Here is a 20,960-nt window from a genome sequence, read left to right on the forward strand (position 1 = left end):
ATTACTGATTATGCAGTAATTTTACCGATCAAACCATGATCTATAGATATAAAAAAACGGCATACAGAGTGTATGCCGTTTTTTTGTTCTATATCGCGGTTAAGCAGCTATCGATGCATTAACACGGTCACGTAATTCTTTTCCTGGCTTGAAGTGAGGAACGTACTTGCCGTCCAACTCAACTTTATCACCTGTCTTTGGATTACGACCAACGCGAGGAGCACGGTAATGCAAAGAGAAGCTACCAAAGCCACGGATCTCAATGCGATCACCTTCTGCAAGCGTGTTCGCCATACGTTCAAGAATATCCTTGATTGCATCTTCTACCTGTTTGGCAGAAAGATGTGTTTGTTGACTACACAGTCTTTCAATTAATTCAGACTTTGTCATAAACACTCCGTTTTAGTAAGTTTCTCAATAGTATAGCCGTTTAGAGAGAAAAAGCTAAAGCGATTTCTCTCAACGCTCAATTATTCGCCTTTAGCAGCTTTGAAAGCGTCAGCCATAGCGTTACCAAACGCAGCATCGTCTGCTTTGTTTAGTGTAGCCATTGCTTCTTGCTCTTCAGCAACGTCTTTAGCACGTACAGAAAGGTTGATTACGCGGTTCTTACGGTCAACGCCAGTGAACTTAGATTCAATAGCATCGCCAACTGCAAGAATTAGAGTTGCGTCTTCAACACGGTCTACAGATGCTTCAGAAGCGCGTAGGTAACCTTCAACACCTTCAGCTAGCTCAATAGTTGCGCCTTTAGCGTCAACTGCAATAACTTTACCAGTTATTAGAGTGCCTTTCTTAGTGTCAGCTACGAAGCTGTTGAATGGGTCTTCTTCGATTTGCTTAACGCCTAGAGAGATACGCTCACGCTCTGCGTCAACTGCAAGAACTACTGCAGAAATTTCGTCGCCTTTCTTGAAGTCACGAACTGCGTCTTCACCAGAAACATTCCAAGAAATGTCAGATAGGTGAACTAGACCGTCGATGCCGCCTTCAAGACCGATGAAGATACCGAAATCAGTGATTGACTTGATCTTACCAGTTACTTTGTCGCCCTTAGCTTGCATTTCTGCAAATGACTGCCATGGGTTAGCTTTACACTGCTTAAGACCTAGAGAGATACGACGACGTTCTTCGTCGATATCAAGAACCATAACTTCAACTTCGTCGCCCACGTTAACAACTTTAGATGGGTGGATGTTTTTGTTAGTCCAATCCATTTCAGAAACGTGAACAAGACCTTCAACGCCTTCTTCGATTTCAACGAAGCAGCCGTAGTCAGTAAGGTTAGTTACGCGACCAGTAAGCTTAGTGCTTTCTGGGTAACGCTTAGCGATTGCAACCCATGGATCTTCGCCAAGTTGCTTAAGACCTAGTGATACGCGAGTGCGCTCACGGTCAAACTTAAGAACTTTAACGTTGATTTCATCGCCAACATTAACGATTTCAGAAGGGTGCTTAACACGCTTCCAAGCCATGTCAGTGATGTGTAGAAGACCGTCAACACCGCCAAGATCAACGAATGCGCCGTAGTCAGTAAGGTTCTTAACGATACCTTTAACTTCCATGCCTTCTTGTAGAGAAGCAAGTAGTTCATCACGCTCAACACTGTTCTCTGATTCGATAACAGCACGACGTGAAACAACAACGTTGTTACGCTTCTGGTCAAGCTTGATTACTTTGAACTCAAGTTCTTTGTTTTCTAGGTGAGCAGTGTCACGAACTGGACGTACGTCTACTAGTGAACCAGGTAGGAACGCACGGATGCCGTTAAGTTCAACTGTGAAGCCGCCCTTAACTTTACCGTTGATGATACCAACAACTGTTTCAGCATCTTCATAAGCTTTTTCAAGCTGGATCCAAGCTTCGTGACGCTTAGCTTTCTCACGAGAAAGCTTAGTTTCACCAAAACCATCTTCGATCGCGTCAAGAGCAACGTCAACCTGAGCACCAACTTCGATTTCTAGTTCGCCAGCAGCGTTCTTGAATTCTTCAGCAGGAATAGATGACTCAGATTTTAGACCAGCGTCAACTAGTACGTAACCGTTTTCGATAGCGATTACAGTACCTTTAACGATTGCACCTGGGCGAGTTTCAACTTGGTTTAGCGACTCTTCAAAGAGTTGAGCAAAAGATTCAGTCATTTAATTAATCTTCAATATGATAAACAACCATGGGTATCCTACCGCATGGGGTTGATAATAAAGTCAGTTGTCATCCATGACACCGACGTTATTTAGCCGCTTACGCGACTAAATATGGATTCGTTTATTTTAGCTTAGCATCAACATATGCTAAGACTTTTTCAAGCACTTGTTCAATTGACATCTCAGTTGAGTCAAGCACTAAAGCGTCATCAGCAGGGCGTAAAGGCGCTACAGCACGATTACGATCGCGGTAGTCTCGCTCCTGAATTTCGCTTAAAAGGCTGCTAAAACTAACATCTAAGCCTTGTTTTTGCAACTGATTCATACGACGAGTTGCGCGTTCTTCAGCACTAGCATCTAAGAAAATTTTTACTTCTGCCGATGTGAACACGACTGTACCCATATCACGGCCGTCGGCAACCAAACCCGGTTGCTCATTAAATGCACGCTGACGGCGTAACAACGCTTCTCGTACTCGTGGTAATGCTGCTACTTTTGATGCAGCATTGCCTACTTTTTCTGTACGAAGTGTATCAGAAACATCTTCACCTTCAAGAATAACTCGAACCAATTCACCTTTAGCAACAAACTGAACATCAAGATGTGCAGCGAGAGGTACTAAAGCATCTTCAGATTCAGTATCTACGCCATGATGAAGTGCTGCAAGTGCAAGAACACGATAAATAGCACCAGAATCGAGCAGATTCCAGCCAAGCTTTCCGGCTAACAACATACATAGTGTGCCTTTACCTGCACCACTAGGCCCATCAACAGTAATGACTGGAGCATGAGTAGACATAAGTTTTCTCCGAATTGGTGTCCGTAATAACAGCAACTTAACCTTGATTAAGGTTAGCCATCAAACGGTGGCACATTATACGGAAAAAAATCTTAGATTTATAGCGTTATTCCCTTTTCTATCATACCTTTTTACACTAATTAAAAACGTTAAGTAAACCTATAAGGCAACTATAGATGTAAACTTAGAAATTAATAATTAATCATTCAAGTTTACACTCTTAGGCCTTGAAGCCGAGCAAAGTAGTCAGGGAATGTTTTTGAGGTACATTTAGGATCATTAATGGTGACGGCAGTATTACTTAATGCCACCAGCGAAAAACACATTGCCATTCGATGATCATCATACGTATCAATCTCAGCATGTTTTAATTGTGCTGGCGGAGTGATCACAATGTAATCCTCGCCCTCTTCCACTTCTGCCCCTACTTTGCGTAATTCTGTTGCCATCGCAGCAAGACGGTCGGTCTCTTTTACACGCCAATTATAGACATTACGAATTGACGTTGTACCTTTAGCAAACAACGCAGTAGTTGCAATAGTCATTGCAGCGTCAGGAATATGATTAAAATCCATATCAATTGCTTTTAATTCACCACAACGAGCAATGACATAATCATCGCCCCACTCAATATTCGCCCCCATGTTGGCAAGCGCATCTGCAAATTGAATGTCACCTTGAATACTGTTTTTACCAATACCGGTTACTTTTATCGCGCCACCTTTAATCGCAGCAGCAGCTAAAAAATAAGATGCCGATGATGCATCTCCTTCAACCAGAAATGCACCTGGCGATTGATATTGTTGAGCCCCTTTAACCACAAACTGTTGGTAATCACGGTTCTCAATTTGAACACCAAATTGCGCCATAATATGCAATGTAATATCAATATAAGGCTTTGAAACTAAATCACCTTTAATATTAATCACGGTATCGGCTTGTGCCAAAGGCGCTGCCATCAAAAATGCCGTGAGAAATTGACTTGAAATAGAACCATCAATTTCAACTTCACCACCAGATAACCCTGAGCCTACAATTTTCAGTGGTGGGTAATGGTCATTTTCTAAATATTCAACACTAGCACCTGCACTGCGTAATGCATCAACAAGATGGCCAATCGGACGTTCTTTCATTCTTGGCTCACCCGTCAGCGTATACTCTCCCGCACCTAAGCACAGTGCGGCAGTCAATGGGCGCATCGCTGTTCCAGCATTACCTAAATATAATTCAAGTGGTTGTATTGTAGTAAAAGCATGACCTAACCCGTCAACTTCACATTCGGTCTTATCTGCCGATAAACGGTAATTAACACCAAGTTGCTGTAATCCATTCAGCATATGGCGAATATCATCACTGTCTAACAAATTAGTTAACCGAGTTGTTCCCTTTGCTAACGCTGCTAATAACAGTGCGCGATTTGAAACACTTTTAGAGCCAGGGAGATTGACTTCACCATTCACTTTTACAATCGGCTGTAAGGTTAAACTTTCCATTGATTATTCTTCCAATCCTAATTTTTTCTTGTCTAGCAGAGTACCCAATAATGTCACAGTTATCTAGCAGCAGTTTTTTAATTTTGTCGCTGCTATTGAATATTATGCCAGTATCTATACCACAATTACGGTAAAGTACTTGTATATAGCAGCAATGATATTGAGGTCATAATGAGTGCAATAACCCCCATGGTTGGAATCGGAATTATTATCGTTAATCAACATGGTCAAATCTTAATTGGTAAACGTAAAAATAGTCATGCACCTTATTACTCTATACCTGGTGGCCATATGGAATTAGGTGAGACCTTTAGTCAATGCGCTATTCGTGAAGTGGAAGAAGAAACAGGACTCACCATCTATCAACCACAAGTGATTGCTGTAACCAATAATCTTGCTACCTATTCAGAATCAGGCAAGCATTATATTAGTATCGCCTTACTGGTTACTGAGTTCAGCGGTCAATTAACGTTAAAAGAACCAGATAAATGTGAAGGATGGCAGTGGGTAGATCCAACTCAAGTGCCTTCGCCACAATTTGATGCCAGTGAGCAGTCAATTCGATGTTACTTAGAACAACGATTTTGTATCAATGACTAGTCTGCATCAATAAAATCGAAACACTTAAACGCAAAAAGCGCCTTTATAATAGGCGCTTTTGTATCAAAAGATTCGAGGTTATTTAATCACGGTCGATTTCACGAGCAACGTAACGAGTACCTATAATTACACCCTCAACTTCAACACGAGAACCATCAAGATCGACAAGCTTTTGGTTATCATCAATAATGGTTTGGCTATCAATTTCAATTTTAAAACCATTTACAGTAAAACTAGTTGCTGTAATATTCGCGAGAATGCCTTTTTTCTCAAATTCACGCCAAGTATCACCAAAATCACCATCGAAATCATTTTCAAATTCAATTTCTTGAGCAATACCATTTACAGCAGTGACTTCAACCACCACCCCAATATTTAAATTAGCTTTAGTGCCATCTTCAAAATAAGTTGAGCTGGTTACCATAAAACGACCACGTGCGTTTAATTCAAACTGAGACTTATCATTACTGACCCAGGTTACAACACCTTCGATTTCATTATCATTATCAGATGCATCATAAGTTTCAACGTCCACTTCAGAGGCATCAAAGGTATCACCGATCATTTGGCCTTTAACTTCAACCCACTGACCATTTTGTAATGTTGCATTATCTTCAATAATATTATCGGTATAACGCACTTGAGTAGCAGCACCAAGCTTAAAAGTTTTATTATTCTCATTTAACGAAGATAAACGACCTTCAACCTCATACTGACCCACAATACCTTCATGCTCAAATTTCACCACTGAAAGTACTTTATAGCCCAAACCAGTTTCAGTCGCTTGAGGTAATGATGACACCATCACCCAATCACCAACTTCAATGTTTTGCTCAAGACTAAATGTCAATGTCGCGCCATTAATGACAAATGTAGAGTTAGCAGAATCAATATGAGTAACCATACCCACCATAGTCGGTTCTAATTGCACTAAAGCACCCGCTTTTGATGAAGTAGAAACAGCAACCATCATATTTTTTTGAAGATCTTTAATAGAATACTGAGTATCTTTACCATACGCGATAGATGCGACATCGTAGCTATAACCATTAACTTCAATGGTGTTAGCTGGAACATTCACGGCATTAATTGTACCTTGAACGGCTAGAGGCTTTATTTCAATCGGCGGTTCAGGTGCTGTACTATCATCACCGCCGCCACCACCACAACCCGTAAGAATTAGACCAATCAGTGCCGTCAGTGTGATTTTGTTCATGAATGTAGACCTTTTTATTAATAAATTATAAATATTGTTTTATTGGTAAGTATACTAAAACGCCAAACGTGAAATATTCGTGAAGAGTCTAACTAGATAGATGAAAATTCTTATTGTTGATGATAACCATCAAATTGTTGAAACGATTGCTGATTACTTAGAGCTAGAAGGAATGACAGCAGATTGTGCCTATCATGGCCAAGCTGCATTAACTTTTATTGAAAATAACCATTATGACGTCATCATCATGGATATTATGATGCCCAAAATAGATGGTATTGCTGCCGTTCAAAAAATTCGTACCGATCTGTATTGTGGCACCCCGATTCTCTTTCTAACTGCAAAAGATACCCTTGACGATAAAGTTGCCGCTTTTAAAGCTGGCGGCGATGACTATTTATTAAAGCCCTTTGCAATGGAAGAACTGTGCTTACGACTGCACGCTTTAGCCAATCGTGGGCCTCGGCAAGATATTGGATTATTAAAATACGCCGATCTAGTAATGAATAATCGCAGTGATGAAGTCAGTCGTGATGGAAAAACGATTAAACTTAGCCGCATTCAATTTAAAATTCTTAAAGTTTTATTACACCACGCTCCTAATATTGTAACTCGTCAACAAGTCATTGACGCTGTTTGGGGTGAAGAATCCCCCTCTAGTGATGCCCTTCGCAGCCATATTTATGGTTTACGTAATGCCATTGATAAAAATTTCACTACTTCACGATTAGAGACTATTCATGGACAAGGTTACCGCATCAAAACTGCTTAGTTTTCCTAGTATTTACCGTAAAGTCAGTTTAAGTTTTGGGTTAATGGCTTTTGGTATGTTTATCTTATTCTGGGCCGTGATTTATATTGCAGAGAACCAACTAGAAGTGATCAGTCTTCATCATTGGTTAGACAAAGAATCAAGCCAATATGTTATCGACTATAAAACAATGGGTAATGAGGCACCGCTGCCAAACAATAGTGAATTTAAGAGCTATTGGAGTGAACGTTCGTTACCTGATTGGCTAAAAAGGTATAACCAACCCGGTTTTTTTGAACATTTACGAGGTACTGAAGATAAGCATTTTTTAGTGTTTGATCATCCTTCAGGTCGTGGACTAATGTACGTTGTCTATCAAGATGATGCCGATGATTACCTTGATGATTATGAAGATAACCTCCATTACTTCACTTTTATATTTGGCTTATTATTATCATTAGTCATGGGAAGCTATAGTTTTTATTTTGTACGTTCACTATCACAACCATTAGCAAAAATAGATCAAAAAATTCGCCAAATGCCCCCTGACCAACCCAGTTTCGAGATTGAAACTCAATTTCGTGAAACGCGAAAGATTGAACAAGCATTACTTGATAGTAAAAATAACATTGCTGGTTTTTTCCAACGTGAAAAAGAATTCAGCCGTTTTGCATCCCATGAGCTAAGAACTCCGATAATGATCATTCAAGGCTCTGCAGATCTACTCAATAAAGTTCCGAACCAACCTAATGTCGCCAAAAAAGCCATCAATAGATTACATCAAGCCAGCGCTGATATGCGGATCTTAACCGAAACGTTCTTATTGTTAGGCAAAGAATCGATTGAAAGCCATCATTTTAGTCGCTGTGATCTAGCACATGAACTCCGCCAACAATTATTGATAATGGAACCCTTATTTGCCAAGCAGGATGCCAGTTACTATCTTGAGATCAATCACTCAGCCACAATTAGTGCACCGTCGAGTTTTATCACTATTATTATTAATAATCTGATAAAAAATGCTTTTAGCTATAGTATTGGCAACATCGAAATAAAATTGGCACATGATAGCCTTACTATTATCAACCGCCATGATGGCAATGAGATTTATAATCAGGGCTATGGCTGTGGATTAGTGATAGTGCAGAGAATTTGTGAGCGTATGCAATGGGCATTTACAGTGACAGATAATGAGGTAACATTTACCGCTGAAGTGGTTTTTTTAGCTTCAAAATAATCAAATAAGGAGGAAGGGATGTTTACTTATATCAAATGGGGTTGCAGTGTTATTTTACTCAGTTTAACTATGGGCTGTACAACGGGTAAACCCAATAATGTGCAACCAGTAACTAATTTTGATATTAATCGTTATTTAGGACAATGGTATGAAATAGCAAGATTAGACCATAGTTTTGAACGGGGCTTAGATCGTGTTACCGCCACTTACAGCTTAGAGGCTAATAATACAATTAAAGTGATCAATAAAGGTTTTAATCGTAGTGATCAACAATGGCAGCAGGCACAAGGCAAAGCTAAATTTGTTGACCAGCCAAATCTTGGCCATCTTAAAGTGTCTTTCTTTGGCCCTTTTTATGGCAGCTATATTATCTTTGCACTTGAAGATGATTATTCAGCCGCATTAGTCAGTAGCTATAATTACGACTATTTATGGATATTATCACGCAACAAAAAACTCGATCCTGTGGTACTCGATCGTTATCTTAATCGCGCTAAACTTGCAGGATTTGATACAGAGAAACTCATTTACCCACAACAATAACAAAGAAATCAATAACGATTAATATGCATCAATAAATTAAGTATTACTGCGCGAATGCCTAATTAAAAAATGAAAACCTTGTGATAATGCAACAACAGCAGATAACGAGCATAGCCTTAACACACCATGTTACATTGCTTGTTTTTAACTTTATTATGCACCCACCAATAAGGACCAGCAAGTAAATCAATGGATCCATAATATTGTTCGATAATAAAAAGTTTTGTTTAATCCTGTACTTTATTTTTATTTATAAATTACAATTATAAGATGCCAGCTTAGATTGATAAGCACCATCATTACTTTAAAGCTTGAGCTTAAACTGTTTTAATCCACGCTAAGGCATCATTAAATGCCATTGGCTTGGCAAAATAAAAACCTTGGCAGATATTAATACCACACTGCTGCACAAACTGTTTGTCTGCTTCTGTTTCAGCGCCTTCTGCAACCAAGATACAACCTGTCACTTCACTTATTTTAGCAAGTAGTTGATATAAGTTCTTTTCACGGTCATGTTCAATATTACGCAATAAAGCGCGATCTAACTTGACTTTGTCAAAGTTAAACTTCAATAAATGAGGAAAGGACGCATAACCCGAACCAAAATCATCAATAGCAACCGTTACTCCTAATCCTTGTAATACTGCAATGTTCTCAGAAACTAGTTTATCATCATCAAGTATGGCTTCTTCTGTGATCTCTATTTCTAAATTTAATGGTGAAATAGCATAGAAGCTTAATCGTTCTACAATATAGGGCACAATGTGTTTATCTGAAATCGTTTCAGTAGAAACATTAATCGCAATTTTACAGCTATTATCAAGTGGCATTTTTTGCATGTCTTTTAGCACTAAATCAATTACCATCTGATCCAGCTGCTTCATCGCCCCTACTTGTTGAAAATCTTGAATAAATAACGGTGGCAATATTTTACCATCGGCATCTTTATAACGAATTAGCGATTCAAACGATAATCCTTTATTCTGATTTAAATTAATTTGAGGTTGGTAGAACATCACAAATTCACCATGACTCAACATACGACTAACACGGCGGCTAATATCATGCTTACTTACATAGCTCGCCATGGCTTGATTCACATCACCTAAAAACGATTTAAGCGTGCTACGTCCAAGCTCATATTGCTGGCTTATCGATGTATTATTAGATCGACTTTTTCCTGCATAATGCAGATAAAATGGTCGGTAAATAATAATCCCAATAACAACCACAATTACCTGTAATATCACGCCAGAGACACTGTGTTGAGTGGCGACATAGCCACTAAGGAAAGGAGGTGTCATCCAATCCACAATAGTCGTCACTGGATGCACTAATCCAGATGATATCGCACCATATACCACCACAAAACTTACCAAAGGCACGCAAACAAAAGGTACAATTAATATTGGATTAAAAATAATCGGCAAACCAAACAATAATAGTTCATTGATATTAAAAATCACCAATGGTAATGCTGATAGTGCTAATGTGATATGTCGTCTTTCTTTTGAAAATAATAAAATACAAAACAACAGACTGATCATATTTCCAGAGCCGCCCATCGATAAGAAAGCATCATAAAACCCTTGCCCTAGCACATTTAAAGGGGCTTCTCCTGCTTGCCAATCAGCAATGTTTTGTTGAGTAACTTCAAATAATTGTTGCTTTGTTCTAAAAAGAAAATTATGTCCATTAATACCAATTGCACCTAATAACCCTAAAATAAATTGATAGGCTAAGCCGCCATAAAACGTCAGTGGATTCGGAGCAATATAATTATGTAAATTTTGACTAAACGAGATCACAATCTTAGTTAATTCCTCTAACCCTACGGTTAATAAAAGAAAACAAAAAAAATGTAATACATGCTTATACAGCGTACTAACAAAATCTAATCGAGAAGGATCGAGCGGAAAAAGACGAAAGGAAATACAGCATGATGCAGAAATAATAGCAGAAAGCAGTGCCACAAGTGGATTATTAGGTAATCCATTATGATCAGAAACTAAACCATTAGGAACCGAGACGACAATTAATAACAATAATGAATATGGCACAACCACCATAGCATTAACACCATGCTTAGTCGCAAGGTAATAACTAGTAACTAAACACAGCGCAATCGGATAGATTCCAATTAATAAATTAGATAAATAAAAAAAATGGTTTGCTAATTCACTAAAATCAAGCCACTTGAATGTATACCCTACAAATAATGTAATTGCATTACAAATAATCAACGGCAGTAACAATAAAAAAACAATAGAAATATCACGGATATAGTCGTTGTAATATGATTTTAATATTGATTTTTTGTTCATACATTCACAGTGGTAAGAAAAAGGCACTGGATTATATAGAGCAATTATAAATGCTCAAGCTAAAATATTGTAACGAGTTATTACGTCTTTAAAGTAGCGCTAAAAAATACACACATAATGTGTGTATTCTACTTAGCAATAGCTTTTAGCACTTATGCATTATTTTTTTCAAACTTCCGCATAAAATCAACCAATGCTTGTACCCCCTCTAAAGGCATCGCATTATAAATTGAAGCACGCATACCGCCAACAACACGGTGGCCTTTCAATGCTTTTAATCCTGCGGCATCCGCCTGAGATAAAAACACTTCATCAAGATTCGAATTTTTCAACTGAAATGGTACATTCATGACTGAGCGATTATCCGCATGAACATTATTAATGTAGAAATTAGAGTTATCGATAAAATCATACAGTAATTTTGCTTTCGCAAGGTTGCGCTGCTCCATTGCGGCAACACCACCTACACTTTTCAGCCATTTAAATACTTCACCCGCTAAATACCATGCGAATGTCGGTGGTGTATTAAACATCGATTCTTTATCAACCAATACCGTGTAATCTAAAATACTCGGTAAAATTGATTTAGCTTTGCCTAATAAATCATCACGCACAATAACAATGGTTAATCCTGCTGGGCCAATGTTCTTTTGGGCACCAGCATAAATAACACCATATTTAGAGACATCAATTTGGCGAGATAAAATAGTGGATGACATATCAGCGACAATCGGCTTATTCGTTATCGGTAAATCACGAATTTCTATACCATCGATAGTTTCATTTGGACAATAATGTACAAACGCAGCGTCATCAGAAAGTGGCCATTCTGTTGCTGGTAAAATGGCTTTTTTACCCTCTTTTACACAAGTAATATCAACATTATTAGGCTGACAATATTTCACAGCTTCTTCAACAGCACTGTGAGCCCAAAAGCCACCATCCATATAATCTGCGGTGGTTGCATCACCTAATAGATTAAGAGGCACAGCGGCAAATTGACCACGAGCGCCACCATGACAAAATAAAACATGGTAATTGGCAGGAATATTCAGTAAATCCCGTAAATCTTGTTCTGATTGAGCGGCAACCGCAAGAAATTCTTTACTACGATGGCTGATTTCCATAACGGAAGTGCCTAAGCCCTGCCAATTAATTAATTCTTGCTGGGCTTGCGCCATAACATCAGCGGGGATCATTGCCGGACCGGCACAAAAGTTATAAACCTTATCCATAATGTGGTACTTGCTCCTGCTCGAGTTACAAAATAAAAATTTACTGCTTCATAAAGCTAATAGCATCACAATCAGTACTACTTTTAGCATTACAAAACAGACAGTAAAGATAAATCCCAACATTGTGACAAATATCATTTATTTATTTTTACACCTTTATTGCGCAACTTTAAAGTGTTAATTAGTGATTCGTTGTTTATAAATATGTGTGCAAAAAAAAACGCAGCCATTTGGCTGCGTCTTATTCAGAATAAAGCACTATAATGCTTACTCTTGCTCGGTTGAATCGCCTGGTTTTGCATCTGCTGCTGGTAGTTCTGTATTTTCAACAGTCTCACCATCAACTAATTCAGCATCTTCGATTAATTCAACTTCTGCTGGCTCATCAATACGCTGTAAGCCAACAACTTTTTCGTCTTCGGCAGTACGGATAAGTGTAACACCTTGAGTGTTACGACCAACACGACTTACTTCAGCAACACGAGTTCGAACTAATGTACCACCATTGGTGATCATCATAAATTCGTCGCCGTCTTCAGCTTGAACAGCACCAACAACGCTACCGTTACGTTCAGAGACTTTAATTGAAACAACACCCTGAGTGGCACGGCTCTTCGCCGGGTACTCAGCAAGGCCAGTACGCTTACCATAACCATTTTCAGTTACTGTAAGAATATCACCTTCGTTGTGTGGCACAATTAGCGAAACAACTTTGTCGCCTTCAGCAAGTTTGATACCACGCACACCAGCCGCAGTACGACCCATGCCGCGAACACCGCCTTTCGCATTGCCTTCAGCATCAATCACTGGGCTTTCGTAGAAACGTACTACTTTACCGTATGCTGAGAACAGCATGATATCGCAGTCACCATCAGTAACATCAACACCGATCAATGAATCGCCTTCACGTAGGTTAACGGCAATAATACCGGCACTACGAGGGCGACTAAAGTCAGTTAATGGTGTTTTCTTCACAGTACCGTCAGCGGTTGCCATGAAGACAAACTTGTCTTCTGTGTATTCACGCACAGGAAGAATCGCAGTAATACGCTCATCTTCATCTAGTGGTAAAATGTTCACAATTGGCTTACCACGAGCAGTACGGCTCGCTAATGGTAATTGGTATACTTTCAGCCAGTACATACGGCCGCGGCTAGAGAAACATAAAATCGTGTCATGAGTATTAGCAACCAACAAGCGCTCAATGAAGTCTTCTTGCTTCATGCGCGTTGCTGCTTTACCTTTACCACCACGACGCTGTGCTTCGTAATCGCTTAGAATTTGGTACTTAACGTAACCTTCGTGAGAAAGCGTTACAACAACATCTTCTTTAGTGATCAGATCTTCTAAATCAATATCATTGCTTGCAGCTGTGATTTCAGTACGACGTTCATCGTTAAACTGTTCTTTCACTAGCTCTAATTCTTCACGGATCACTTCCATCAAACGCTCAGAGCTTGATAGAATGAACATTAATTCAGCAATTTCTTCAAGAAGTTGCTTATATTCTTCAAGAATTTTTCCGTGCTCAAGACCCGTTAGCTTATGTAAGCGAAGGTCAAGAATAGCTTGCGCTTGTTGTTCAGTTAAGTGGTATAGATTATCACGAATACCAAACTGCTCTTCTAGCCAATCTGGACGCGCAGCATCTGTACCTGCACGCTCAAGCATTGCAGCAACATTACCCAACTGCCAGCCACGAGCAACTAATGCAGCTTTAGCTTCTGCTGGTGTATTTTCCTGACGAATTAACTCAATAATTTCGTCGATATTTGCAAGAGCAAGAGCTAAACCTTCAAGAATATGAGCACGATCACGCGCTTTACGCAATTCGAAAATAGTACGACGCGTCACCACTTCACGGCGGTGATTAACGAAGCACTTAATCATTTCTTTAAGGTTAAAGATCTTTGGTTGGCCATTATCAAGCGCAACCATGTTGATACCAAATGTTGTTTGCAACTGCGTTTGAGCATAAAGATTGTTCAGAACAACTTCACCAACCGCATCACGCTTACACTCGATAACAATACGCATGCCGTCTTTATCAGACTCATCACGTAGTGCGCTAATGCCTTCAACTTTTTTATCTTTAACAAGCTCAGCAATTTTTTCAATCAAACGCGCTTTGTTAACTTGATAAGGAATCTCATGAACAATAATGGTTTCACGACCATTCTTTTCAGTTTCGATTTCAGCTTTGGCGCGCATGTAAACTTTACCGCGACCAGTATGGTAAGCATCAACAATACCTTTACGGCCATTGATCATCGCAGCAGTTGGGAAGTCAGGGCCTGGAATATATTCCATTAGCTGATCAATAGTGATGCTCTCATCATTGATATACGCTAAACAGCCGTCAATCACTTCGCCAAGGTTATGAGGTGGTATGTTCGTTGCCATACCTACCGCAATACCAGAAGAACCGTTCACTAATAAGTTAGGGATCTTTGTTGGTAAAACCGCTGGTATTTGCTCGGTTCCATCATAGTTAGGAACGTAATCAACCGTTTCTTTGTCTAAATCAGCCAATAATTCATGGGCAATTTTAGACATACGGACTTCGGTATAACGCATCGCAGCGGCAGAGTCGCCATCGATTGAACCGAAGTTTCCTTGACCATCTACGAGCATGTAGCGTAGTGAGAACGGCTGTGCCATACGTACGATTGTATCGTATACAGCACTATCACCGTGTGGGTGATACTTACCGATAACATCACCTACCACACGGGCAGATTTCTTATATGCTTTATTCCAGTCATTGCCTAGCACATTCATCGCGAATAAAACGCGGCGGTGCACAGGCTTAAGGCCATCACGCACATCAGGAAGAGCACGACCAACGATAACTGACATCGCATAGTCGAGATAAGAGCTTTTCAGCTCATCTTCAATATTTATGGGCGTGATCTCTTTTGCAAGATCGCTCATGGAGCCAATATCCCTCAGGTAATTTCTGTCGTATTTTTATACGTGCAAGGTGCAATAATGTAGCATATTTCAGCCCTAATAGGCACACCTTTCACGACTTATGTTATGAGTAATTTAGCGGAATTTACAGAAAACAGAAACAAACATCGTCACATCTGTGGATTAACCACATATCATTGTTTATTTATTGTCCATTATACCAACTATCTTAAACTACTCTTTTTAGCTTATAGAGTATGTAACCACTTGTAAAAACAAGATATAACACAGCTTTATATATGGGATAGCTTAAAATTAACAAAATAAAATCAAAAATGCGACATTTGACCATTTATTAATCATTAATATTACGCACACTCTGTGGTGGCTGCATAAATACCGAAAATAGATTTACTGAGGATAAAGTCATGGGGACAGCAACTAATATGATTGGTAAATACATTTTAATGCTCATCCTTACTATTACCACTTTATTTGATGGTATTTTCTCACCTGAACTCATTCCAGCCACAATCAATAGCTTTGATGAGTAATTCGTAATATCGCCAAGTGACACTGTTGTACTTGGCGAGTTTCATCCTAACGATGATAGCAATCAAATTTTTCTATTTGTGTTTGTCGTAGTTATTCTTTGCAACAACGCGTTTATTTCGCATAATAGCCATTACCAATATAAGGAAAATGGCACCACTAAAATGACAAAATCACGTAATGTTGACCTTGCAGAAATCGAAAAGTTTGAACAAATAGCTTCACGTTGGTGGGATCTTGAAGGTGAATTTAAGCCGCTTCACCAAATTAACCCGTTACGTTTAAATTATATCATTGACCATGCTAATGGCTTATTTGGTAAAAAAATCCTCGACGTGGGTTGTGGTGGTGGCATTTTAGCTGAAAGTATGGCGATTGAAGGTGCTCATGTAACTGGGCTTGATATGGGTAAAGAACCATTAATAGTTGCTAAACTACATGCATTAGAAACAGGTGTAAAACTCGACTATGTTCAATGCACGGCAGAAGAACATGCTGAACATCATCATGACGCTTATGACGTAGTAACCTGTATGGAAATGCTTGAACATGTACCAGATCCAGCATCGGTTATTGCTTCATGTGCAAAAATGGTCAAGCCTGGCGGACATGTTTTCTTCTCAACATTAAATCGTAATATTAAATCATATTTATTTGCGATTGTTGGCGCTGAGCATGTAATGAAATTAGTACCAAAAGGCACCCATGACCATCAAAAGTTTATTCGCCCATCAGAACTAATAACAATGATAGATCAAACGCCATTGCAAGATCGCCATATTATTGGGCTTCACTACAATCCCCTCACCAACACCTATAGTCTAGGTAATAACGTTGATGTGAATTATATCGTTCATACGATTAAACCATTGTAATTAATCCCGACTAATGCCCCTATCAATATTAAAGGAGAGCACTTTTCTCCTTTAGCTACATTTCGCTAACAAACACAACAATTTAACAATCAAAAAAAAACAGTAAGATCAAGGACTATTAACATTTTATTTTGCTAAAAACACTCTTTTAATGACTCAAATTCAAGTATAAAAAGCAATAAAAATAAATTTTATTTATCTGAAAAAACACCTGAAAAAGCATTGATTTTTACTATCTATTTGATGCTATTCGCTACATCAGTGAGTTGGCACTAACTTTTTTATTGAAATCCCCATGTTATCCACAGCTGCTCAAAAAATACCATCTTGCAAAACCACGCATTCACCACTATCTTGTAAGCACTTTCGCTCAACACCCCAACATGTAGTGTTTTTGCTGAATAACGATATTTATAATAAAGATCACATTCTTTGCTAATCTAATAGATAAATTGCAAAAAAATATCATCTGCAAGGAAAACTGGGAAAATAATAACAAATGACTCAACAACTAACAGTTACCAAGCGCAACGGTCGTAAAGAACTTATCGATCTCGACAAGATCCACCGTGTTATAGACTGGGCTGCAGAAGGCTTAGAAAATGTATCGGTATCCCAAGTCGAACTCAAGTCACACATCCAGTTTTATGACGGTATTCGTACTGATGATATTCACGAAACTATCATTAAGGCTGCGGCAGATCTGATCTCAGAAGAAACGCCAGACTACCAATACCTTGCTGCTCGATTGGCAATTTTCCACCTTCGTAAAAAAGCCTATGGTCAATTTGAGCCACCAACATTGTTTAGCCACGTAAAAAACTTAGTTGAAAAAGGTAAGTACGATAGTCATCTACTTGACGATTACACCGAAGAAGAATTTGCAGTGATGGATACATTTATCGATCACTGGCGCGACATGAATTTCTCTTATGCGGCGGTTAAGCAACTTGAAGGAAAATACCTCGTTCAAAACCGTGTATCTGGTGAAATTTTCGAAAGCGCACAGTTCCTTTATGTATTAATCGCAGCTGCATTATTTAATAAATACCCAAAAGAAACGCGCCTTGATTACATTAAGCGTTTTTATGATGCTTCATCAACATTCAAAATTTCATTACCGACACCAATTATGTCTGGTGTACGTACGCCTACTCGTCAATTTAGCTCATGTGTGTTGATCGAATGTGATGACAGCCTTGACTCAATTAACGCAACAGCAAGCTCTATTGTACGTTATGTATCACAACGAGCAGGTATTGGTATTAACGCTGGTCGAATTCGTGCATTAGGTTCTGAAATTCGTGGTGGTGAAGCATTCCACACCGGTTGTATCCCTTTCTACAAATACTTTCAAACAGCGGTTAAATGCTGCTCTCAAGGTGGTGTTCGTGGTGGCGCAGCAACATTATTCTACCCTATTTGGCACCGCGAAGTTGAATCACTATTAGTATTAAAGAATAACCGTGGTGTTGAAGAAAACCGTGTTCGTCATATGGACTACGGTGTACAAATCAACCGCCTAATGTATACCCGTTTAATCAAAGGCCAGAACATTTCATTGTTCTCTCCTTCTGATGTTCCAGGGCTATACGATGCGTTTTTTGCAGACCAAGTTGAATTTGAACGCTTATATAACTTGTATGAACAAGACGACAGCATCAAAAAACAGTCGATCAAAGCAATCGAACTATTTTCACTATTGATGCAAGAGCGTGCTTCAACAGGCCGAATCTATATTCAAAACGTTGACCACTGTAATACGCACAGTCCATTTGATCCTGCAGTAGCGCCAATTCGTCAATCAAACTTATGTCTTGAGATTGCATTACCAACCAAGCCATTGAAAAATGTTGAAGACGAAAATGGTGAAATCGCGTTATGTACATTATCCGCATTTAACTTAGGTGCGATTGATAGCTTAGATGATTTAGAAGAGCTTGCTGAACTAACAGTTCGTGCACTTGATGCTCTGTTAGATTATCAAGACTACCCATTACCTGCCGCACGTCGTTCAACCATGAACCGCCGTACATTGGGTGTTGGTGTGATTAACTTTGCTTACTACTTAGCAAAACACGGTGTTCGTTATTCCGATGGTAGTGCAAATAACCTAACTCATGAAGCTTTTGAAGCTATTCAATATTACCTATTGAAAGCATCAATGAACCTAGCTAAAGAATACGGTGCTTGTCCGTTATTTAACGAGACCACTTATTCGCAAGGTATTTTACCTATCGATACTTATAAAAAAGAAATCGATAATATTTGTAATGCTGAATTACATTATGATTGGGAAACATTACGTGAAGAGATCAAAACTCATGGTCTACGTAACTCAACCCTTTCAGCACTGATGCCATCAGAAACATCATCGCAAATCTCAAATGCGACCAATGGTATTGAGCCACCTCGAGGATACGTTTCCGTTAAAGCATCAAAAGATGGTATCCTCAAGCAAGTTGTTCCAGAGTTTGCAAAATACAAAGATAACTATGAGTTACTTTGGAATATTGGCAGCAACGATGGCTACCTACAACTTGTTGGCATTATGCAGAAGTTTATTGATCAGGCTATCTCAGCAAATACGAACTATGATCCAAGTAAGCAACCTGGCGGCAGAGTTCCAATGAAACTGCTACTAAAAGATCTGCTAAATGCCTATAAATTAGGTGTTAAGACACTGTACTACCATAACACTCGCGATGGCGCAGCGGACAGCCAAAGCGATCTAAGTGACGATGATTGTACAAGTTGTAAAATTTAAGTATTAAAAGGGAGCCGCATGGCTCCCCTTTATTTTGAGGATATCATGGCCTACAGTACTTTTTGTCAAACAAGCAACGATCAACTTAAAGAACCGATGTTCTTTGGGCAATCGGTCAATGTTGCGCGTTATGACCAGCAAAAATTTGAAATTTTTGAAAGACTTATCGAAAAACAGTTAAGCTTCTTTTGGCGTCCAGAGGAAGTTGATGTATCGGGTGATCGCATTGATTACAATAATTTACCCGATCATGAAAAACATATTTTCATCAGTAATTTAAAATACCAAACATTGCTTGATTCTATTCAAGGACGTAGTCCAAACGTAGCATTATTGCCGATCGTTTCACTGCCAGAATTAGAAACATGGATTGAAACATGGTCGTTTTCAGAAACGATCCATTCACGCTCTTATACGCACATTATTCGTAATATCATCAATAATCCATCAATTATTTTTGATGATATTGTTAGAAATGAACATATCATTAAGCGTGCTGGCGATATTTCTAAGTACTACGATGATTTAATTACTGCAACCAATGATTATCACCGTTATGGTGAAGGCCAGCATTCTGCCGATGGTATTGCTTTCACTGTTGATCTCCATGAAATCAAAAAGAAACTGTACTTGTGCCTAATGTCAGTTAACGCACTAGAAGCGATCCGTTTCTATGTCAGTTTCGCATGTTCATTTGCTTTTGCTGAACGTGAATTAATGGAAGGCAATGCAAAAATAATTAAGCTAATTGCACGTGATGAAGCATTACACTTAACGGGTACTCAACATATGTTGAACTTGTTACGTAATGGTCATGACGATCCACAAATGGCAATTATTGCAGCGGAATGTGAAGAAGAATGTTTCAACATCTTTAAAGCTGCAGCAGAGCAAGAAAAAGAATGGGCTGAATACCTCTTTAAAGATGGTTCGATGATTGGCTTAAACAAAGAAATTTTGTGTCAGTACGTTGAATACATTACAAATCTACGTATGACCGCAGTGGGTCTACGTCCAGCTTATGATGGTGCCAACCAAAATCCAATTCCATGGATAAATTCTTGGTTATCATCAGATAACGTTCAAGTTGCGCCTCAAGAAGCTGAAATAAGCTCTTATCTTGTTGGTCAGATCGACAATGATATTAGTGCCAATGATCTTGGTGACTTTGAATTGTGAGTCAACTAACCATAACGGTTAACGGTATTAAGGTTTGTGGTAATCGCCACGAACCTTTATTAACCCAGTTAGAAAAAGCCGGTATTAAACCTGAATATCAATGTCGCAATGGCATATGTGGCATTTGTCGTTGCAAACTGGTTTCAGGCACTGTGACTCAACCAGAAACGTTGGCTTTTGTTGGTCCAAATGAAATATTAAGTTGTTGCTCAATGCCACAGCAGAATATTGAAATTAATTTTAATTATCAATTAAATATTCAACAACACCCCATTAAAATAGCCCTTTAAATTATCCGATATCTTAGATCAGGATAAACAATAAAGGGCTGT

Annotated in this window: 17 protein-coding genes; 9 read left to right on the top strand and 8 right to left on the bottom strand. The window is 38.9% G+C overall.

Annotation, left to right across the window (positions count from 1 at the left end):
• Positions 1 to 99: 99 nt before the first annotated feature.
• The 4 genes from ihfB to aroA all read right to left on the bottom strand — a co-directional run bounded on the left by ihfB (position 100) and on the right by aroA (position 4,436).
• On the bottom strand, positions 100 to 390 hold the full coding sequence (gene ihfB, locus Q0V26_RS01240; RefSeq protein WP_297475044.1) for an integration host factor subunit beta: 291 nt from the start codon (positions 388 to 390) through the stop codon (positions 100 to 102).
• 80 nt (positions 391 to 470) lie between these two features.
• Positions 471 to 2,141 carry a 30S ribosomal protein S1 gene (gene rpsA / locus Q0V26_RS01245; RefSeq protein WP_297475046.1) on the bottom strand — a complete coding sequence of 557 codons (1,671 nt, stop codon included), beginning with the start codon at positions 2,139 to 2,141 and terminating at the stop codon, positions 471 to 473.
• Between the two features lie 124 nt (positions 2,142 to 2,265).
• Positions 2,266 to 2,943, bottom strand: a complete 678-nt coding sequence (gene cmk / locus Q0V26_RS01250; protein ID WP_297475048.1) for a (d)CMP kinase — start codon at positions 2,941 to 2,943, stop codon at positions 2,266 to 2,268.
• 212 nt (positions 2,944 to 3,155) lie between these two features.
• Complete coding sequence (gene aroA, locus Q0V26_RS01255; protein ID WP_297475050.1) at positions 3,156 to 4,436, bottom strand: 3-phosphoshikimate 1-carboxyvinyltransferase; 1,281 nt, start codon at positions 4,434 to 4,436, stop codon at positions 3,156 to 3,158.
• 171 nt (positions 4,437 to 4,607) lie between these two features.
• On the opposite strand from aroA, the gene Q0V26_RS01260 reads away from it, so the two are divergent.
• Entirely contained in the window at positions 4,608 to 5,036 is a 429-nt protein-coding gene (locus tag Q0V26_RS01260; RefSeq protein ID WP_297475052.1) for an NUDIX hydrolase, read from the top strand.
• 82 nt (positions 5,037 to 5,118) lie between these two features.
• On the opposite strand, the gene Q0V26_RS01265 is transcribed toward Q0V26_RS01260, so the two are convergent.
• Positions 5,119 to 6,252 (bottom strand): DUF5666 domain-containing protein, encoded by a 1,134-nt coding sequence (locus tag Q0V26_RS01265; protein WP_297475054.1) that lies wholly within the window; start codon positions 6,250 to 6,252, stop codon positions 5,119 to 5,121.
• A 100-nt stretch (positions 6,253 to 6,352) separates the two neighbouring features.
• Here Q0V26_RS01265 and Q0V26_RS01270 point away from each other — a divergent pair, with 100 nt between their 5' ends.
• Genes Q0V26_RS01270 through Q0V26_RS01280 form a run of 3 tightly spaced genes read left to right on the top strand, consistent with a single transcriptional unit; the run spans position 6,353 to position 8,783 of the window.
• Positions 6,353 to 7,024 carry a response regulator transcription factor gene (locus tag Q0V26_RS01270; RefSeq protein WP_297475056.1) on the top strand — a complete coding sequence of 224 codons (672 nt, stop codon included), beginning with the start codon at positions 6,353 to 6,355 and terminating at the stop codon, positions 7,022 to 7,024.
• On the top strand, positions 6,993 to 8,240 hold the full coding sequence (locus tag Q0V26_RS01275) for a HAMP domain-containing sensor histidine kinase (RefSeq protein ID WP_297475058.1): 1,248 nt from the start codon (positions 6,993 to 6,995) through the stop codon (positions 8,238 to 8,240). The genes Q0V26_RS01270 and Q0V26_RS01275 overlap by 32 nt, the downstream gene beginning before the upstream one ends.
• 18 nt (positions 8,241 to 8,258) lie before the next feature.
• On the top strand, positions 8,259 to 8,783 hold the full coding sequence (locus Q0V26_RS01280) for a lipocalin family protein (protein WP_297475060.1): 525 nt from the start codon (positions 8,259 to 8,261) through the stop codon (positions 8,781 to 8,783).
• A gap of 317 nt (positions 8,784 to 9,100) precedes the next feature.
• Here the strand turns inward: Q0V26_RS01280 and Q0V26_RS01285 are convergent, their stop codons facing one another.
• From Q0V26_RS01285 to gyrA, 3 genes are all read right to left on the bottom strand, one after another.
• A complete protein-coding gene (locus Q0V26_RS01285) occupies positions 9,101 to 11,107 on the bottom strand; it encodes an EAL domain-containing protein (protein ID WP_297475062.1) in 2,007 nt (668 codons plus the stop codon).
• Between the two features lie 152 nt (positions 11,108 to 11,259).
• Positions 11,260 to 12,342, bottom strand: coding sequence for a 3-phosphoserine/phosphohydroxythreonine transaminase (gene serC, locus Q0V26_RS01290; RefSeq protein ID WP_297475064.1), 1,083 nt, complete (start codon positions 12,340 to 12,342; stop codon positions 11,260 to 11,262).
• A 267-nt stretch (positions 12,343 to 12,609) separates the two neighbouring features.
• Entirely contained in the window at positions 12,610 to 15,276 is a 2,667-nt protein-coding gene (gene gyrA / locus Q0V26_RS01295) for a DNA topoisomerase (ATP-hydrolyzing) subunit A (RefSeq protein ID WP_297475066.1), read from the bottom strand.
• A gap of 407 nt (positions 15,277 to 15,683) precedes the next feature.
• Between gyrA and Q0V26_RS01300 the strand changes: the two genes are divergently transcribed.
• From Q0V26_RS01300 to yfaE, 5 genes are all read left to right on the top strand, one after another.
• Positions 15,684 to 15,809: a hypothetical protein gene (locus Q0V26_RS01300; RefSeq protein WP_297475068.1), complete on the top strand. Its 126-nt coding sequence runs from the start codon at positions 15,684 to 15,686 to the stop codon at positions 15,807 to 15,809.
• A gap of 162 nt (positions 15,810 to 15,971) precedes the next feature.
• Positions 15,972 to 16,682 carry a bifunctional 2-polyprenyl-6-hydroxyphenol methylase/3-demethylubiquinol 3-O-methyltransferase UbiG gene (gene ubiG / locus Q0V26_RS01305; protein ID WP_297475070.1) on the top strand — a complete coding sequence of 237 codons (711 nt, stop codon included), beginning with the start codon at positions 15,972 to 15,974 and terminating at the stop codon, positions 16,680 to 16,682.
• A 499-nt stretch (positions 16,683 to 17,181) separates the two neighbouring features.
• Positions 17,182 to 19,449, top strand: a complete 2,268-nt coding sequence (gene nrdA, locus Q0V26_RS01310; protein ID WP_297475072.1) for a class 1a ribonucleoside-diphosphate reductase subunit alpha — start codon at positions 17,182 to 17,184, stop codon at positions 19,447 to 19,449.
• A 45-nt stretch (positions 19,450 to 19,494) separates the two neighbouring features.
• Positions 19,495 to 20,628: a class Ia ribonucleoside-diphosphate reductase subunit beta gene (gene nrdB / locus Q0V26_RS01315; protein ID WP_297475139.1), complete on the top strand. Its 1,134-nt coding sequence runs from the start codon at positions 19,495 to 19,497 to the stop codon at positions 20,626 to 20,628.
• Positions 20,625 to 20,918, top strand: a complete 294-nt coding sequence (gene yfaE, locus Q0V26_RS01320) for a class I ribonucleotide reductase maintenance protein YfaE (RefSeq protein WP_297475075.1) — start codon at positions 20,625 to 20,627, stop codon at positions 20,916 to 20,918. The genes nrdB and yfaE overlap by 4 nt, the downstream gene beginning before the upstream one ends.
• Positions 20,919 to 20,960: the final 42 nt, after the last annotated feature.

Source organism: uncultured Photobacterium sp., assembly GCF_947039875.1.
GTDB lineage: Bacteria > Pseudomonadota > Gammaproteobacteria > Enterobacterales > Vibrionaceae > Photobacterium.

Bases quoted from the DNA above. Each gene is read 5' to 3' on its own strand.
- ihfB (WP_297475044.1), bottom strand. From the start codon at position 390: ATGACAAAGTCTGAATTAATTGAAAGACTGTGTAGTCAACAAACACAT.
- rpsA (WP_297475046.1), bottom strand. From the start codon at position 2,141: ATGACTGAATCTTTTGCTCAACTCTTTGAAGAGTCGCTAAACCAAGTT.
- cmk (WP_297475048.1), bottom strand. From the start codon at position 2,943: ATGTCTACTCATGCTCCAGTCATTACTGTTGATGGGCCTAGTGGTGCA.
- aroA (WP_297475050.1), bottom strand. From the start codon at position 4,436: ATGGAAAGTTTAACCTTACAGCCGATTGTAAAAGTGAATGGTGAAGTC.
- Q0V26_RS01260 (WP_297475052.1), top strand. From the start codon at position 4,608: ATGAGTGCAATAACCCCCATGGTTGGAATCGGAATTATTATCGTTAAT.
- Q0V26_RS01265 (WP_297475054.1), bottom strand. From the start codon at position 6,252: ATGAACAAAATCACACTGACGGCACTGATTGGTCTAATTCTTACGGGT.
- Q0V26_RS01270 (WP_297475056.1), top strand. From the start codon at position 6,353: ATGAAAATTCTTATTGTTGATGATAACCATCAAATTGTTGAAACGATT.
- Q0V26_RS01275 (WP_297475058.1), top strand. From the start codon at position 6,993: ATGGACAAGGTTACCGCATCAAAACTGCTTAGTTTTCCTAGTATTTAC.
- Q0V26_RS01280 (WP_297475060.1), top strand. From the start codon at position 8,259: ATGTTTACTTATATCAAATGGGGTTGCAGTGTTATTTTACTCAGTTTA.
- Q0V26_RS01285 (WP_297475062.1), bottom strand. From the start codon at position 11,107: ATGAACAAAAAATCAATATTAAAATCATATTACAACGACTATATCCGT.
- serC (WP_297475064.1), bottom strand. From the start codon at position 12,342: ATGGATAAGGTTTATAACTTTTGTGCCGGTCCGGCAATGATCCCCGCT.
- gyrA (WP_297475066.1), bottom strand. From the start codon at position 15,276: ATGAGCGATCTTGCAAAAGAGATCACGCCCATAAATATTGAAGATGAG.
- Q0V26_RS01300 (WP_297475068.1), top strand. From the start codon at position 15,684: ATGGGGACAGCAACTAATATGATTGGTAAATACATTTTAATGCTCATC.
- ubiG (WP_297475070.1), top strand. From the start codon at position 15,972: ATGACAAAATCACGTAATGTTGACCTTGCAGAAATCGAAAAGTTTGAA.
- nrdA (WP_297475072.1), top strand. From the start codon at position 17,182: ATGACTCAACAACTAACAGTTACCAAGCGCAACGGTCGTAAAGAACTT.
- nrdB (WP_297475139.1), top strand. From the start codon at position 19,495: ATGGCCTACAGTACTTTTTGTCAAACAAGCAACGATCAACTTAAAGAA.